The organism is Paenibacillus plantiphilus, assembly GCF_927798095.1.
Lineage (GTDB): Bacteria > Bacillota > Bacilli > Paenibacillales > Paenibacillaceae > Paenibacillus_Z > Paenibacillus_Z plantiphilus.
This window is the reverse complement of sequence record NZ_CAKMMF010000039.1, coordinates 1-16,200: the sequence shown is the minus strand read 5'-3', so window position 1 is coordinate 16,200 and position 16,200 is coordinate 1. Positions and strand designations below refer to the sequence as shown.

The 16,200-nt window shown below is 48.9% G+C and carries 13 protein-coding genes; 3 read left to right on the top strand and 10 right to left on the bottom strand.

Going from position 1 to position 16,200, the window contains the following annotated elements; all coding sequences use genetic code 11:
* Positions 1 to 35: 35 nt before the first annotated feature.
* Positions 36 to 1,328 carry an NADP-dependent isocitrate dehydrogenase gene (gene icd / locus L6H65_RS23875; RefSeq protein WP_236346386.1) on the bottom strand — a complete coding sequence of 431 codons (1,293 nt, stop codon included), beginning with the start codon at positions 1,326 to 1,328 and terminating at the stop codon, positions 36 to 38.
* A 166-nt stretch (positions 1,329 to 1,494) separates the two neighbouring features.
* Positions 1,495 to 2,610, bottom strand: a complete 1,116-nt coding sequence (gene citZ, locus L6H65_RS23870; protein ID WP_236346383.1) for a citrate synthase — start codon at positions 2,608 to 2,610, stop codon at positions 1,495 to 1,497.
* A gap of 370 nt (positions 2,611 to 2,980) precedes the next feature.
* On the opposite strand from citZ, the gene L6H65_RS23865 reads away from it, so the two are divergent.
* Entirely contained in the window at positions 2,981 to 4,507 is a 1,527-nt protein-coding gene (locus L6H65_RS23865) for a Ppx/GppA family phosphatase (RefSeq protein ID WP_236346380.1), read from the top strand.
* Here L6H65_RS23865 and ppk1 read toward each other — a convergent pair.
* Positions 4,504 to 6,561 carry a polyphosphate kinase 1 gene (gene ppk1 / locus L6H65_RS23860; protein WP_236346377.1) on the bottom strand — a complete coding sequence of 686 codons (2,058 nt, stop codon included), beginning with the start codon at positions 6,559 to 6,561 and terminating at the stop codon, positions 4,504 to 4,506. The genes L6H65_RS23865 and ppk1 overlap by 4 nt on opposite strands.
* 620 nt (positions 6,562 to 7,181) lie before the next feature.
* On the opposite strand from ppk1, the gene ytvI reads away from it, so the two are divergent.
* Both ytvI and L6H65_RS23850 read left to right on the top strand, forming a co-directional pair.
* Positions 7,182 to 8,297, top strand: coding sequence for a sporulation integral membrane protein YtvI (gene ytvI / locus L6H65_RS23855; RefSeq protein WP_236346374.1), 1,116 nt, complete (start codon positions 7,182 to 7,184; stop codon positions 8,295 to 8,297).
* Positions 8,298 to 8,517: 220 nt separating this feature from the next.
* Positions 8,518 to 9,765, top strand: coding sequence for a copper amine oxidase N-terminal domain-containing protein (locus L6H65_RS23850; protein ID WP_236346371.1), 1,248 nt, complete (start codon positions 8,518 to 8,520; stop codon positions 9,763 to 9,765).
* Between the two features lie 205 nt (positions 9,766 to 9,970).
* Here L6H65_RS23850 and L6H65_RS23845 read toward each other — a convergent pair whose 3' ends face one another.
* From L6H65_RS23845 to L6H65_RS23815, 7 genes are all read right to left on the bottom strand, one after another.
* Entirely contained in the window at positions 9,971 to 10,360 is a 390-nt protein-coding gene (locus L6H65_RS23845; protein ID WP_236346368.1) for an FxsA family protein, read from the bottom strand.
* Between the two features lies 1 nt (position 10,361).
* Complete coding sequence (locus L6H65_RS23840) at positions 10,362 to 10,871, bottom strand: acyl-CoA thioesterase (RefSeq protein WP_236346366.1); 510 nt, start codon at positions 10,869 to 10,871, stop codon at positions 10,362 to 10,364.
* A 131-nt stretch (positions 10,872 to 11,002) separates the two neighbouring features.
* A complete protein-coding gene (gene pyk, locus L6H65_RS23835) occupies positions 11,003 to 12,757 on the bottom strand; it encodes a pyruvate kinase (protein WP_236346312.1) in 1,755 nt (584 codons plus the stop codon).
* An 89-nt stretch (positions 12,758 to 12,846) separates the two neighbouring features.
* Positions 12,847 to 13,860: an acetyl-CoA carboxylase carboxyltransferase subunit alpha gene (locus tag L6H65_RS23830; RefSeq protein WP_236346309.1), complete on the bottom strand. Its 1,014-nt coding sequence runs from the start codon at positions 13,858 to 13,860 to the stop codon at positions 12,847 to 12,849.
* Positions 13,850 to 14,728: an acetyl-CoA carboxylase, carboxyltransferase subunit beta gene (gene accD / locus L6H65_RS23825; protein ID WP_236346295.1), complete on the bottom strand. Its 879-nt coding sequence runs from the start codon at positions 14,726 to 14,728 to the stop codon at positions 13,850 to 13,852. The genes L6H65_RS23830 and accD overlap by 11 nt, the downstream gene beginning before the upstream one ends.
* Before the next feature lie 37 nt (positions 14,729 to 14,765).
* Positions 14,766 to 14,960, bottom strand: a complete 195-nt coding sequence (locus L6H65_RS23820) for a glutamate decarboxylase (RefSeq protein ID WP_236346279.1) — start codon at positions 14,958 to 14,960, stop codon at positions 14,766 to 14,768.
* Positions 14,961 to 15,138: 178 nt separating this feature from the next.
* Positions 15,139 to 15,621 (bottom strand): phosphatidylglycerophosphatase A family protein, encoded by a 483-nt coding sequence (locus L6H65_RS23815; RefSeq protein ID WP_236346466.1) that lies wholly within the window; start codon positions 15,619 to 15,621, stop codon positions 15,139 to 15,141.
* Positions 15,622 to 16,200: the final 579 nt, after the last annotated feature.

Sequence of the window (16,200 nt, the reverse complement as noted above, 5' to 3'; positions counted from 1 at the left end):
CCCGAAATTATATTGTATGTGCTGCAATTAGCAAACTACAGATTTTTAATAATTTCGTCAGCGAACGCGGAGCATTTCACTTCGGTTGCGCCTTCCATTAGACGAGCGAAGTCGTACGTTACTGTTTTGTTGTTGATCGACGTTTCCAAGCCTTTGTAGATCATGTCAGCCGCTTCCTGCCAGCCCAGGTGCTCAAGCAGCATAACGCCGGATAGGATAACCGAGCCTGGGTTTACAACATCCAGATCCGCATATTTAGGAGCCGTACCGTGCGTAGCTTCGAAGATCGCATGGCCAGTCAGATAGTTGATGTTCGCTCCTGGTGCAATACCGATGCCGCCTACTTGCGCAGCCAATGCGTCAGAGAGGTAGTCGCCGTTCAGGTTCAGCGTAGCGATAACGTCAAAGTCAGTTGGACGTGTCAGAACTTGTTGCAGCGCGATATCAGCAATCGCATCCTTCACAATCAGCTTGCCAGCTGCTTCTGCATCCTTCTGTGCTTTGTTCGCAGCGTCTGTGCCCTCTGCTTCTTTAATGCGATCATATTGACCCCAAGTGAAGGTTTGATCCGCGAACTCTTGCTCAGCCACCTCGTAGCCCCAGTTCTTGAACGCGCCTTCTGTAAATTTCATGATATTGCCTTTGTGTACAAGCGTGAGGGATTTGCGGCCATGCTTCAGCGCATATTCGATAGCGGCGCGAGCAAGACGCTTGGAGCCCTCAGCCGATACAGGCTTAATGCCGATTCCGGAAGTCTCAGGGAAACGGATTTTGTTAACGCCCATTTCGTTTTGCAGGAATTCAATAACCTTTTTCACTTCTGCAGAGCCCTCTTGGTACTCGATGCCTGCATAGATATCCTCTGTATTTTCACGGAAAATAACCATGTTGACAAGCTCAGGGCGCTTCACTGGGGAAGGCACGCCGTCGAAGTAACGAACAGGGCGAAGACATACGTACAGGTCAAGCTCTTGACGAAGCGCTACGTTCAGGGAGCGGATGCCGCCGCCGATTGGCGTTGTCAGTGGACCTTTGATCGCAACAATATATTCACGAATCGCTGTCAGCGTATCAGCAGGCAGCCATTCGCCGTATTGATTGAATGCTTTCTCACCGGCGAAAACTTCGTACCAGGCGATGCTTTTTTCACCGTTATAGGCTTTCTCTACAGCTGCATCCAGAACGCGCTTGGAAGCTTTCCAGATGTCGCGGCCAGTACCGTCACCCTCGATGAAAGGGATGATCGGATTATTAGGAACATTCAGTACACCGTTGTCAATCGTAATTTTTTGACCTTCTGTTGGCAGTGCGAATTTTTCGAATTGCATCGTTTAAATTCCTCCTTGATAGTTGAATTGCAAGTTGCGAATATCGGTTAGTATGTAGAGCTTACTAAACATAACACAACGGGAGCCGGCTTTGCAGCCACTTCGCTGTCAAATGCCAACACCCCGCCACAATATCGGCTGCCGTAAGCTGCCGTATGACTGTTCCCTATTTGCGTTCGCCAATCGGTGTTACCTTTTGGTTTACTGGACCCACATACTCCGCACGCGGACGAATGAGGCGGTTGTTCTCATATTGCTCAAGAATGTGAGCGGTCCATCCGGATACGCGGCTGATCGCGAATATCGGCGTAAACAGGTCACGCGGAATTTTGAGCGTCGTATAGACGGAAGCGGAATAGAAATCCACATTAGGCTTCAGACCCTTTTGTCCGGTAACGAGCTCTTCGATCTTGACTGACATTTCGTACAGCTCCATGTTGCCTGTCAGCTTGCCCAGCTCACGGGACATCTTCTGCAGATGCTTCGCGCGCGGATCGCCGTTCTTGTAAACACGGTGGCCAAAGCCCATAATCTTCTCCCGGTTCGCGAGCTTCCCGTTAATAACAGACTCCACCTTGTCAAAGGTACCGATCTCTTCAAGCATAACCATAACAGCCTCGTTCGCGCCGCCATGCAGAGGACCCTTCAGCGCCCCGATAGCCGATGTTACACCCGAGTAGATATCGGACAGCGTTGCAACCGTTACGCGCGCAGCGAAAGTAGAAGCATTCAGCTCATGATCTGCATGCAGCACAAGCGCTTGATCCAGCGCCTTGACTGCCACTTCCTCCGGCTCTTGTCCATTCAGCATGTAAAGGAAATTGTAAGCAACAGATACGCCTGTCTTAGGCGCTACCGGCTCTAGCCCTTCACGAATGCGGGCAAATGCGGCAATTACTGTCGGAAGCTGTGCTTGCAATTTAATCGCTTTATTAATGTTCGCTTCGGGAGACATGTCATTAGCTGATTCGTCATACAACGCCAGGCTGGAAACTGCGGTGCGCAGTGCCGCCATCGTATTCGCATTCTTGGGATAAAGCTTCAATTGCTCGATAACTTGAGCGGGTATCGCAGCATTCTCGCCCAACTGTTTGATAAGACCTTCGAGCTCCGCCTGTGTTGGCAGCTTGCCGTACCAAAGCAAATATGCAACTTCCTCAAAGGAAGCGTTTTCTGCCAGATCATCGATATCAATGCCGCGGTATGTCAGTACACCATCAATAATCGAGCTGATCGATGACGTCGTAGCGACGATGCCTTCAAGACCTTTGGTTGCTGTCATTGTTCTCGCTCCTTTTATACATGCTTTTCATGCAAGAAATGGTTTCGATTCCGTATCGTCGCTTTAATCATATCGGATTTTGACAAGGAAGTGAACAAAAACGCACATAAAAATGCTTTATCGGCACCATAAATATTTTGTGTTGCAAGTTTCAGCCGCAGGGGCGCATCACTTAAACATCGTTTTACATTTTTCACTTCAAAACCTATATTTATGCAGAATCAGCCTAAACGCCCGAGCGCGCTTCTCTATCGTACCATTAATTTGTGTATAAACCAAAAGCACTCTTTTGGCTCCGCCTCACAAATGATACACTATTCTTTAGTATAAAAGCTTGTCACCATAACCAATATCGGAGGCTCTAGCGAAGATGGAACAACGCATCGGCATTATTGATATCGGCTCGAACTCCATTCGCCTTGTCGTATATGAACGGACGGCGGCAGGCGCTCACCGCGTCATTGACGGCAGCAAGCGGTCAGCGCGGCTCAGCGAGCAAATCGACGATACCGGCAGCCTGCCGGATCATAAAATTAATGAGCTCATCGAAATGATCAATCATTTCCGCCTCATATGCGCGCATCATCGCACAGGGCTAATTCGCGCGGTAGCAACCGCAGCTATACGCAATGCAACCAACCGCCAGCAAATTCTGGAGCGTGTAGAAGCAGAAAGCGGCTTGTCCATTGAGCTGCTGTCCGGCCAGGAGGAGGCCGGGTTCGGGTTTCTCGGGATGATCAATTCCATGGATATTGACAGCGGGTTTCTGATCGACATCGGCGGCGGAAGCACAGAGGTTTCTCTGTTCATGAATCGCAAGCTCATTCAATCCGTCTCTTTCCCCTTCGGCTGTGTCAGCATAACGCGCCAATTCGCGCAGCGGGGAATGCTGGAGAACGGCGGGCTTCAAGCGCTGGAACAAATGATCCATCTGGCAGCTGCGAGCGAACAATGGCTTAAGAACTCCCCGGGGCTTCCCCTTGTCGGTGTCGGGGGCACAGTCCGTTCGCTTGCCAAAATCCATCAAGCCAGCATCAAATATTCCTTCGACAGCTTCCACAACTACCCGATCTCCAGAGCGGCGGTTGACGAGCTGTTCGAGGAGCTGCGCTCGCAGACGCTTGACAAGCGCCGCAAAGTAGCCGGCCTATCGAAGGATCGTCTCGATATTATCGTTCCCGGAATGGCAATCCTGCGGACCTTCTCAACCATTCTGCGCGCTTCGAATTATTTGATCTGCGGCTCCGGCCTCAGGGATGGATTGTTCTTCGCAACACGCTTCCCGGAACGGCCGCAGCTTGATGATCCGCTCATGTTCAGTGTCACTAATCTCGCTGCCCTTCATCCGGAAGCTCCGAAGCAGCATGTATCGCAGGTGAATCGCATCGCGCTCCAGCTGTTTGATGCATTGGAGCCGCAGTATCCATCCCCCGAAAGGGCGCGTTTGCTTATTGATACAGCATCGACGCTCTTCCGGATTGGCGCCAGTATCGACTATTATGATTATTCCAAGCATACCTTTTATCTAATGATCAATTCAAATATTCACGGCCTGTCGCATCGTGAGACGCTGCTCTGCGCTGCGATCGCATCCTACAAGGGCAAGAATCGTGTCAGAGGACAGGTTGCGGCATACAGGCCTATGCTGGACGAGGCCGACCTCCAACTGATCGCCAGGCTCGGCATTCTGCTGCAGCTTGCGATCGCGCTTGATCGGAGCGAGACGCAGGCGATTGGCCGGCTCGCTGCCGAGCCCCTTAACGGCAAACTCCATCTGCACGCTATTCGAGCAGATGGAGTATTGGCAATCGAACGCAAGGAAGTCGATGCGATGGCAGAGGATTTCAAAAAGATTTGGGGACTTGCGCCAGTGCTGACATTGCCTGATTACCGCTAATTTTTCCAATTGGCGATTTTTCTGGCCTCGAACTGACTGCGCATCGGCGGCGAATCATTCGCAACGAACTGATAGCTGCCGCTGGGCAGAAGCTCGCGGGATTTCACATTATCGTCTAAGTTCAACCGCAGCACATTGATCATATACTTGCGAAGACGCGGATCGAATACAGGGCACATCAGCTCAATGCGGCGGGTCAGATTCCTTGTCATCCAGTCCGCGCTTGACAGATATACTTCCTCTTCCCCGCCATTATGAAAGTACATGACGCGTGAATGCTCCAGGAAACGGTCGACGATGCTTATGACGCGAATGTTCTCGCTGCGTCCGGGAACACCTGGTCGCAGGCAGCAGACGCCGCGCACAATAAGCTCGATCTGCACGCCAGCCTGTGAAGCCTCATACAGCTTATCGATCATCTCCTGATTCGATAGGCTGTTCATTTTGGCAATTATGCGTGCCGGCTTTCCTTCAAGCGCATGCTGCTGCTCTCGCTCAATCAAGCCGAACAGCTTCTGCATCAAATCGGACGGCGCTACCCCGAATGCCTTCCATTCATACGGCGACGAGTAGCCCGTCACTTCATTAAACAAAGCGGATGCATCTGCTCCAATGACTGGATGGGAGGTGAAGAGGCCGAAATCGGTGTACAGCTTCGCTGTATTGTCATTGTAGTTGCCTGTTCCGACATGAACGTATCGTCTCAGCACCTGCTGCTCTCTGCGAACGACGAGCGTAATCTTGGCATGTGTTTTGAGTCCTACAAGTCCGTACACGACATGACAGCCCGCCTTCTCCAGCTGACGCGCCCACGCGATATTGCGCTCCTCATCGAATCTTGCCTTCAACTCAACAACGACGGTGACCTGCTTGCCTGATTCAGCCGCTTTCGCCAGCGCTTGAACGAGAGCAGACTGCCCGCTGACACGATACAGCGTCATCTTGATCGCCAATACATCAGGATCATATGCCGCTTCCGTCACAAAATCATTCACAGACTCAAAGGCTTCATAGGGATGGTAGACCAGCACATCCTCCGAACGAAGAATCGTGAACATATCTTCGGCACGATCGAACTCCTGCGGATAGACGGGTTCCATTCGCTCGAAGCGCAGCGAATCATAGCCTGGCAGAGATCCTGCGAAGCGCATAAGAAAGCTTAGATCAAGCGGTCCGTCAATCTCAATAATATTCTCGCCAAGCTCCAGTTCATCCTGAAGCAATTGAAGCGCATATGGATGCATGCCTTTGCCATATTCGAGTCGAACCGGCATGCCCCAGCGGCGGCGGCGAATCTCCTTCTCTATCTCTTCCAGCAAATCCTCCGCGCCTTCTTCATTGAGCGTCAAATCCGCATTCCGCGTCAGTCGGAACGGATGCACATCAATCATCGTATAGCCGTTGAACAACGTATTGATATGGCGTTCAATCAGATCTTCAAGCAGAATGAACTCCGTCTTCTTGCTGTTCAATCTGCCCGGCACCGCCACGAAGCGCTGCAGAATAGACGGCACTTGAACAATCGCAATGTATGGCTCTTCCTCCGGGGGCACATTCTCTCGCCCGAGCAGTACGGATAAATATAATTCCTTTGTATGGAGCAGCGGAAATGGCCTGCTTTGATCGACAGCCATCGGGGTAAGCACAGGAAATACAATTTCGTGAAAATAGTCATCGACAGCTTTCGTCTGAGTTGCATTCAGCTCTTCGATATCACGGAAGCAAATGCCATGCTTCGCCAGATCGCGAAGCACCTCTCGATAAGTCTTGTATTGATCGGCGACCATTAGAGAGGTCCGTTTCATAAGACGCTTCCATAGTCCTGCCGGCGTATAGCCTGTGAAATCCTTTTTCGTATACCCAGCCTTGATTTGATCTTGTATGCCTGCTACTCGAACGCTCATAAATTCATCGAGATTGCTCGACATGATGGCCAGAAATTTCACGCGCTCAAGCAGCGGACTGCCTGCGTCCTGCGCTTCCTCCAATACTCGTCTATTAAATTCGATCCAGCTTAGATCTCGATTGACATAGTGCGGCAATGGTCTGGTCACAATTTAATCCTCCTCAGCTTTGTACAAAGGTGTTGCGGTTGCCATGTCTTTCTTCGCAGTGCGTAAGCGCTATTGTTCAATCGCGGTATCAAGCTCGATTGCGCTGCCGCGACATGATTCTCTTCATTATGCAGGAGTTCTGTTAGTCTCATGTTAATGGATTGTAAATAGAGCGTAAAGCCATATATTTGGTTGTTGTATTTTGGTAAACATGTTCCTCCGTGATACAATAGTTTTCAGGTCGATAAAAAGTCCCATGGAACAATCACAACGGATGGCTTCATTAGCCTGTTGCCGGCTGCCATCTCCTTTACTACGCTACTGCAAAAATACAGCTAATATGGCCAGAAACGACCATTTCAAGCAACTTAGCTGCAAAAGTACATCAAAAAAGCAGGAAAGTACCGTTTATACTGGATTCTGGCGATACTTGATGCATTTTTGCAGTTACTCTGTTTGTATGAGGCTGCATTAGACGAAGGAGATGTACTTTTGCAGTTATGAACGGATGGATAACCGATTTATTTAGCTCATGCTTACGAAGCCAGTTTTGCTTCGCAAAACTTTAGCTCATACTTACGAAGCCAGTTTTGCTTCGCAAAACTTTTAGGAGGAAGCCTATGGATCGTGCGATGTGGCGGCGTGTTAGCCGTGCAGCTCTTGTTGTTGCGGGAATAATCATTCTCATACTGGCTCTACTCTATGTTACACCATTTGTGTATCCGTTTGTTTTGGGCTGGCTGCTTGCTTACGCTCTCAATCCAATCGTCAACCTGATGCAAGTCAAGCTGAAGCTGCCACGCTGGCTGGGCGTAACGATTTCGCTTCTTCTATTCATTATCGCTATGCTTACGATTGTATCCGCATTGATTACGCGAATCGTGGTCGAAATTATTCATCTCTCCAAATCACTGGAAAGTACAGTGGCCTGGTGGAAAACAGAATTTGATCGTCTGCTTGCCCTTCCGGAGATTCAAAGCCTCATTAAGAAGCTCAGCACCTTTTATGAGGAAAATCCTAATTATCAGGAAACGATCAACACGCGCATATCCGACACAGCCAATCTGTTAGCAAAAACAAGCACGGATATCATCAGCTTCTTCATCAATGGCATAGTCAATATCATATCATCTCTGCCGAATGCCGCGACAATCATGATCGTCGTCATTCTCGCCGCTTTTTTTATAAGCAAGGACTGGTCCCGCCATCAAAAGAGAATTCAAGGCTGGTTTCCTGCTGCTATACGGAAATCAACTTCCGCAGTCTGGACCGATCTGCAGAAAGCGCTGTTTGGCTATTTGCGTGCTCAGCTTATTATGATCTCCATTACTGCTGTCGTTGTTATTATCGGCCTGCTAATTCTGGGTGTGGATTATGCCATTACGATTGGCCTTCTTATCGGACTAATCGACCTCCTGCCCTACTTAGGGGTAGGGGCGGCTATGGTTCCATGGATCGCTTACACATTTATTTACGGAGATATTTCCCTCGGCATCGGGCTGTCCGTGTTATACGCAGTCATTCTCGTTGCCCGTCAAATCTTGGAGCCCAAAGTTCTGGCAAGCAGCGTCGGTCTCGATCCACTTTCAACCTTAATCGCCATGTTCGTCGGACTAAAGCTTTTTGGCGTGCTGGGGCTTATAATCGGGCCCGTCTCGCTCGTCATATTGGATGCCTTTAACCGTGCCAATGTGTTCAAAGATCTGTATATGTTTATTATGCGCGGGTATAAATAACCGGAGATCCCTCCTAATCGTCGTGGGAGTCCCCCTAAGTACCTGGGAAGAACACTCTCTTTCGAATGAAATAGGAATGCAATAATAAAGTCACTCTATCAGGTGGCTTTATTTTTATTATTAACTCTGTACATTTATTGTAATGTAATTATATTCCATGCTAATATAATGTAGGTTCATAGAACTATATTATATTTAAGGAATGGGAAGGAAAACACAAATGAAAAACAAGATTGTACTCCTGCTTTGCTTTTTACTTTTGATTTCATTGACAAATGTAGTCAGCGCAAAACCAAACCTTTCAGTATTTGTTGATGGGGAAAAATTGGCTCTGTCACAATCTCCAATCGTAATGAACGGAACAACATTAGTTCCCGCTGCTCCAATCTTTAGCAAGATGGGCTTAACTTTGGAGTTTGACAAAGCAAGCAAACTTATAAAAGGAAAGAAGCAAGGGCTCGTTATAACTTTAAAACTGAATAGCAAAATCGCAAGTATTAACGGAGTAACCGTTATACTGGGTGAACCAGCGAAGATTGTTAATGGTACGACGATGGTGCCACTTCGCCTTATCTCTGAAAGCTTGGGCGCTATGGTTACAATAGAAAGCGATCATTCGATATCCATTTGGAACACGAAGAACAGTACGATGTATGAAAATAGTTTGCCGATATTAATTTCCGGCAACTTTGTTCGCAATTTATCGAAGAGTGATATGCTTCAACTGGAAATTGTAGATTTTTACTATGACACCACTGAAAAAAAAGTACATGAATATAATTTCTTGTCCAACATCATTGGTTTCAAATCGGGGAGTACTCATAAAATTACCAATAGTATTGTTGGCAAAACAACTCGTTTTGACTTTATCTATATCGGAAGTGCAATAAAAAATCTTAAGGATTACCAAGACAACATTACTACAAACATAAATTATGAGAAAGTAAGAAACTATTATCATTCTAAAGAGTATCTGAATAAAATAAATGCACTATTAAAAGCAGAAGAGGACGCGTTAAAAGCAAAAGAAAAAGCAGAAAAAGATGCGGAAGCAGCAGCAAAATTAAAAGCAAAAGCAAAGGAAAAAGCAGATAAAGCCGCTGCAGCAGCAAAGTTGAAAAAAGAGCTGGCAGCAAATAAAAACATGCCGTTAAAGGTGGATGGCGTAACCATTACTTATAATTCTATTGGCATACCCAAGGTCAATCTGACCATCAAAAACTTGGGCACCAAGACCATCATCGCCTATGAGATGTCTGTTAAATGCTATGACGACTTTGATCGACCCGTTAATAGATGGTTAAGCAAAAGCAATTTGTTTGAAGGAATCTCGCAAAACAACAGGATTCTTTCAGGCGAATATCAGACTGACACGTGGACATTAAATCTATATGACCTAGCAACACAGGTTAAGCATGTGAAAATAACAGCTGTCAAATTTTCCGATGGATCATCCTGGAAACGATAATTTGTTCAAAACGATAATATGGGGCTGTCTGGAAAGTCATTACATGATTTCAGAGTCCCTATTCCCTTCCCCCATATAGGAGAAAAAGATGCCTCCATCCCCACTTTAATAGCCTTAATAGTGGTTTTGGAGGCATCTTTTCACTTTTCACAGCATTTGGGACTGACTCATTGGATTGGACTTTTCGGACAGCCCCGTGATGCTGCTATCTTTTGATCATAAATGTGCCGTTGCGAAGCTTCTTCTCTAACCAGCGCAGGATGACCAGGCGGTATAGCGGTCTGGTTATGGGGAGCAGAAGCGTTAGTCCAATGATATCCGTGAAGAAGCCAGGAGCCAGCAGCAGCAAGCCGCCGATCAGGATGCATAGTCCGTTAAGCATTGCATGTCCGGGAGGCTGCCCCTGCTGCAGCTGCTTCTGAACGTCTATAAGCGCTTTGCGGCCTTCTACTCTCGCAGCATTCGCGCCGGCGAAGCCAGTCAGCAGGATCAGACCGAATGTCGCCCAGCCCCCGATAAGCTGACTCATCTGTATGATCCCCCATATTTCGATAGCGGGTATAATGATAATAGCTGCAATAACCCACTTTAGCATATTATGAGCCTCCTTTCTCGTTACCGCCTGCTACCAATTGAATGATGTCATACAGCTCCGGCAGCACTTTGTCCAGCCGCTGGGGCCTCCAGTTGGCATCGACCCACACATGCTGCGTCCCACCCTTCACCAGAAGCTCGCCTGGCGGTTCATCGCCCTTCCATTCCACAGGAACGGTTTCATCATCAGCAACACGTCTGACCTCTGAACGAAACGCAATACGTACGGTCGAATACTTCTCAACTGACGTACACACGATGATTCGGTCATCATAACGGGCAGGCAATATGTATTTGCAAGCCAAATCTACTACCGGCAGCAGCAAGCCACGCTTCTCAATCTCTCCATATGGCATGCCTAAATGCCTGACAAGCTCCGTTCGGCCGATCTCAAACCAGTTCACATAGTTAGCATGAAAAACAACGGCCATCTGATCCGTTTCCTGATATCGTACTCTTAACGGATGCAAGTGCCAATAGGTCTCCTCCGTTGCTCTTCCCGATTCTGTCACCTGACACGTCCTCCTGCTCCATTGTCATCCTGTTCACATTCCTCATATCGATGTAGAACAAGAGCGACGGTGCCGCGCACCATCGCTCTTGTTGTGTTTGTTCGCTATGAAAGCCCTCGAATGAGCAGTTTCTACAGTACTTTTGCTTGTCCGGAGTAGATAATGCCTACTTCAGCATATACCGTTACTTCCATGCCATCACGCAAAACCTGTGAAGCATCCTTGACGCCTAGAATAACTGGAATACCCAGGTTCAGCGCAACGATTGCCGCATGGCTTGTAACGCCGCCTTGCTCTGTAATAACTGCTGCCGCTTTGTTAATCGCAGGCATATATTCTTTGTCGGTCGATACTGTAACGAGGATCGAGCCTTCCGTTGTTTTGGCGATCGCTTCCTCAGGCGTGCGGGCGATGACGATTTTGCCTGTTGCGCTTTGTCCGCCAATGCCTTGTCCTTTGGCAAGCAGCTCGCCAACGGTATGGATTTTGATCAAATTCGTCGAGCCCGAACGACCTACTGGTACGCCGGCAGTAATGATAACGGTATCGCCAAGCTTGACTAGACCGGAATCGATGCCGCCGCGAACTGCGATGTCGAACATTTCGTCAGTCGTGTTAGCTGGTGTTCCTTTAACAGGAATAACGCCCCAGATCAGAGCCATGCGGCGCATCACTTGCTCAACAGGCGTTACAGCTACGATCGGTGACTTCGGACGGTACTTGGAGATCATCCGTGCCGTATAACCGCTCTCAGTGGACGTAATAATCGCCTTCGCACTCAGATCAAGCGCAGAATTAGCAACAGCTTGGCTGATTGCTTCTGTAACTGTCGTTTGCTGTGCATTGGCTTGTCTTGTAAAAATCTCACGATATTCTAAAGCCGACTCCGCACGTACCGCGATACGGGACATCGTTTGAACCGATTCTACCGGATATTTGCCCGCAGCCGTTTCGCCCGACAGCATGATCGCATCCGTTCCGTCAAAAATCGCGTTCGCAACGTCGCTCGCCTCAGCACGAGTCGGACGCGGATTGCGCTGCATGGAATCCAGCATTTGTGTCGCCGTAATGACAGGTTTGCCGGCACGGTTGCACTTCTGAATCATTTGCTTCTGTACGAGAGGAACCTCTTCAGCGGGAATTTCCACGCCGAGATCACCACGCGCAACCATCAAGCCATCGGAAACCTCTAGAATTTCATCCAGGTTGTCGACGCCCTGCTGGTTCTCGATTTTGGAAATGATTTGGATATGGCTGCCGTTATGGCGCTCCAGCAGCTCACGAATTTCAAGCACGTCGCTCGCTTTGCGGACGAACGATGCAGCGATGAAATCAACGCCTTGCTCGATACCAAAAATAATATCGTTGGCATCCTTCTCTGTAATGCCTGGAAGCGAAATATTAACGCCTGGCGCGTTAACGCCCTTCTTGCTCTTAATAGGACCCGAGTTCACGATACGGCAAAGGATTTCCGTACCCTTCACTTCTTCAACCGTCAGACCGATCAAGCCATCATCGATCAGAATCGTGGAGCCAACGCTGACATCGGCCGGCAAATTGGCATAGGTAACCGGAATACGATTGCGGTCGCCAAGAATTTCTTCCGTAGTCAGTGTAATCGTATCGCCTTGGTTCAGCTCAATCGGCTCTTCCTTCAATTTGCCCAGACGAATTTCCGGACCTTTCGTATCCAGCAGAATCGCTACTGTCGTGCCGAGCTCCTGACAAGCTTGCCGGATGTTGATAATGCGATTGCCGTGCTCCTCAAAATCACCGTGGGAGAAGTTGAGCCGTGCTACGTTCATACCTGCGTTAATCAATTTCTTCGTGTTTTCCAGTGACTCACTGGAAGGACCAATTGTACATACAATCTTTGTTTTGCGCATGGGTAGTTTCCATCCTCCGTTAGATGCATAGCATGTCTGAATTAGAATTACATGATTCAATGAAGCTTGTACAGTATATACCAGATTGCTTACACTTGGGCCGATTCAGCAGGCTCCGCAACTACTGCCTGTTCCTCGACCTTAGGCTCTGGTTCACGAAACTTCCCAATACGGCGGAACTTATCGTAACGATCCGTAATGAGCTGCTCCGGTGTAAAAGTGGATAATTCCTGCAAATGACGCCATATCGCTTCCTTGATCGTCTCCGATTGCTCCGCCAGATCACGATGCGCGCCGCCCTGCGGCTCACTAATGATCTCTTCGACGATGCCGAAATCAACCATGTCATGCGCGGTAATTCTCATTACAGCAGCCGCTTCATCTGCCCGTGATGCATCCTTCCAAAGAATCGATGCCGCGCCATTGGGCGAAATAACGGAATAGATCGCATTCTCAAGCATGAGAACACGGTTGCCTACGCCAAGCGCCAACGCCCCGCCGCTGCCGCCTTCGCCAATAACGACGCAGATGATAGGCACTCCAAAAACGGCCATTTCGCGCAGATTGCGGGCAATCGCCTCGGACTGGCCCCGTTCCTCGGCCGTATTGCCGGGATATGCGCCCTTCGTGTCGATGAACGTCACGATTGGACGGCCGAATTTATGCGCTTGCTGCATAAGCCGCAGCGCCTTGCGGAATCCTTCGGGATGCGGGCTTCCGAAGAAGCGGGCAATGTTGTCCTTCGTATCCTTGCCGCGCTGATGACCGATAACGGTTACCGGCACGCCATTCAGCTTGGCCAAACCGCCAACAATCGCAAGATCGTCTGCAAACAGACGATCTCCATGTAGCTCAATAAAATCTGTAAATATCGCCCCTATGTAATCCAGCGAAGTAGGCCTTCCATGATGGCGGGCCAGATGCATCTTCTGGGCAGGCGACAATTCATTGTACAGCTCTTCCTGCAGCTGATTGCATCTTTGCTCAAGACGAGATATTTCATCCGTGAAATCTATGCCTGACTCCTGGCCAAGCTTCTTCAACTCATCAATCTTTAAACGTAGGTCGCTAAGCGGCTTCTCGAACGGCAGCTCACCCGCCATGGGCGATGTCCCCCTTTACCGAATGCATATCAAGCAGCTTGGTAAGCAAGGATTTCAAATCCTTGCGATGTACGACTTTATCCAGCTGTCCATGCTGAAGATTAAATTCTGCAGTCTGAAAATTATCGGGCAGCTTCTGACGAATCGTCTGCTCGATAACGACACGGCCTGCGAAGCCGATCAGCGCGCCAGGCTCGGCCAGATTGAAATCGCCAAGCGTGGCAAAGCTGGCCGTCACTCCGCCTGTAGTAGGATCAGTCAGAACCGAAATGTACAGTCCGCCATCACCCTGAAACTTCGCCAGCGCAGCGCTGGTCTTCGCCATCTGCATCAGGCTGAGGATGCTCTCCTGCATACGCGCCCCGCCTGAGGTGGAGAAAATAATAATCGGCAGCCCCTTCTCATGGGCTTGTTCGATTGCGCGCGTTATTTTCTCGCCCACAACCGAACCCATGCTCCCCGCAAAAAAGTCGAAGCTCATAACAGCAACGACCACAGGGAAGCCGCCAATAAGTCCTTCACCAGTCACCACGGAATCGCGCAAGCCGGAGCTTTCCTTCTGCGCATCCAGCTTTTTGGCATAGCCGGGAAAACCGAGCGGATCTTCCGATTCCAGCTCAGCATCATATTCGACCATCGTTCCTTCATCCAGCACCATGTTGATCCGTTCCCAGGCATTCAGCCGGAAATGATGACCACAGCCAAGGCATACCTTGAGATTCTTCTCAACTTCCTTGCTGAATTGAATGTTCCCGCATTTGGGACATTTGGACATCAGACCTTCCGGGATATCCGGCTTTGTTCGTGCTTGACCGGAACCGGAAGGTATGGTTGCATATTTTCTTTTATGAAATAAGTCCTTGAACACAAGAGACACCTCTTTAGCAGCGCAGTAGTTAAAAACGCTACCTCTGCGAATTCAAAATGTTGTTCAGCACTTCCTGCACTTCATCCAGCTCGCCGGAAGGGACCAATATTTCGTATTGTTGCTTGGAAACATTTATCGGTCTGATCTTAACGAGAAACCCTTCCTGCGTCAGTCGGTTTTTGATGCTCTCCGCAATTTTTTCTGTCGGCGCGATATAGATAACCGTCCACATGAAAGGAACCTCCTGAGCATATTGAAACTTTATCCGTGCGTAATAGCGTGAAGGCCCCCCACTTCATGAATCCAAGCTTTCAGGGCATATAATGTCATAATGATAGCATAAATCATCTTTTCACCGCAACGGCGCATGAGCGAAAATAGCGTCCGGCACTCGCTATTCATTTTTTATTTTATGGTATTTCAGGAATAAAATATACAGTAGCTTTCGGATCTTGATGGGCAATCCGCGCCGAAGCAGCAGCAGCAACGCCCGCTACGAGGTCATCCAGAAAGACATGAATATGCTTTCCCTTCTCGTTGAGCCTGCGAATGATGCCTGGTTTCATTTTATCCAGATATCCAAAACTTGTAAGACCGATCATCCCGTATACATTCGTAATTCCAAGCGCAAGCGTCTCATCAACGCCATACAGCGATTCGTCCGCCTCCATAATCGATTGCAGCGGCTCTGGAAGCAGCTTCTGCTCCGCAAGCTCATCCAGCGCAATCCCTGTGAAAAGCGCATACTGAACCTCACGTTTAGACAGCACGGTATGCACGCTGTCCTCGCACTCTTGAAGCGTCAAGCTCGAATTGTAAGGACTTTGCAGCGAATAGACAATATCCGCAATATTAGCAATCGAAACTCCGCGTCGTTGCAGCCAGTTTACCATTTCGAACGACACTCATTCATCTCCCCGCCGCAGCTTGTACGTAACGAGATGGACTTCACGACATCGGATTGATGCCGACCGCTTCCCGTCGTTCCGCTAACCACATAGTATGGAGCCAACCGCTGGATCGCTCGAACAAAGCGAGCATACCATCGAGCTCCGTGTCTCATAATGTATGCTGGCGGGATGGAACAAGTGCATCGGTTTTCCATTTTTTATCGGGAAGAAGCTGGCTTGTGAAAAAATTCTATTCGCAGCTCCCCGAAGACAGTCGAAAATTGGCGAACAAACCTGCAAAACACGCAAACCAGCTCGCTCCACACAACCCTCGGCTTACAGCGACAGTCCAAGTGGTTTTTCGGCGCTTCGTCATCTGTTAGAAGGTTTTTCAGGCTTACAGCGCATCTCGCCCCTTCTTTCCGTGTTGTAACGCGGAAATTCCTGCTTACAGCGATAGCTCCAAGTGGTTTTTCGGCGCTTCGTCATCTGTTAGAAGGTTTTTCAGGCTTACAGCGCATCTCGCCCCTTCTTTCTGTGTTGTAACGCGGAAATTCCTGCTTACAGCGACAGCTCCAAGTG

Bases quoted from the DNA above. Each gene is read 5' to 3' on its own strand.
- pyk (WP_236346312.1), bottom strand. From the start codon at position 12,757: ATGCGCAAAACAAAGATTGTATGTACAATTGGTCCTTCCAGTGAGTCA.
- ytvI (WP_236346374.1), top strand. From the start codon at position 7,182: ATGGATCGTGCGATGTGGCGGCGTGTTAGCCGTGCAGCTCTTGTTGTT.
- L6H65_RS23865 (WP_236346380.1), top strand. From the start codon at position 2,981: ATGGAACAACGCATCGGCATTATTGATATCGGCTCGAACTCCATTCGC.
- L6H65_RS23830 (WP_236346309.1), bottom strand. From the start codon at position 13,860: ATGGCGGGTGAGCTGCCGTTCGAGAAGCCGCTTAGCGACCTACGTTTA.
- citZ (WP_236346383.1), bottom strand. From the start codon at position 2,610: ATGACAGCAACCAAAGGTCTTGAAGGCATCGTCGCTACGACGTCATCG.
- L6H65_RS23820 (WP_236346279.1), bottom strand. From the start codon at position 14,960: ATGTGGACGGTTATCTATATCGCGCCGACAGAAAAAATTGCGGAGAGC.
- L6H65_RS23845 (WP_236346368.1), bottom strand. From the start codon at position 10,360: ATGCTAAAGTGGGTTATTGCAGCTATTATCATTATACCCGCTATCGAA.
- icd (WP_236346386.1), bottom strand. From the start codon at position 1,328: ATGCAATTCGAAAAATTCGCACTGCCAACAGAAGGTCAAAAAATTACG.
- L6H65_RS23850 (WP_236346371.1), top strand. From the start codon at position 8,518: ATGAAAAACAAGATTGTACTCCTGCTTTGCTTTTTACTTTTGATTTCA.
- L6H65_RS23815 (WP_236346466.1), bottom strand. From the start codon at position 15,621: ATGGTAAACTGGCTGCAACGACGCGGAGTTTCGATTGCTAATATTGCG.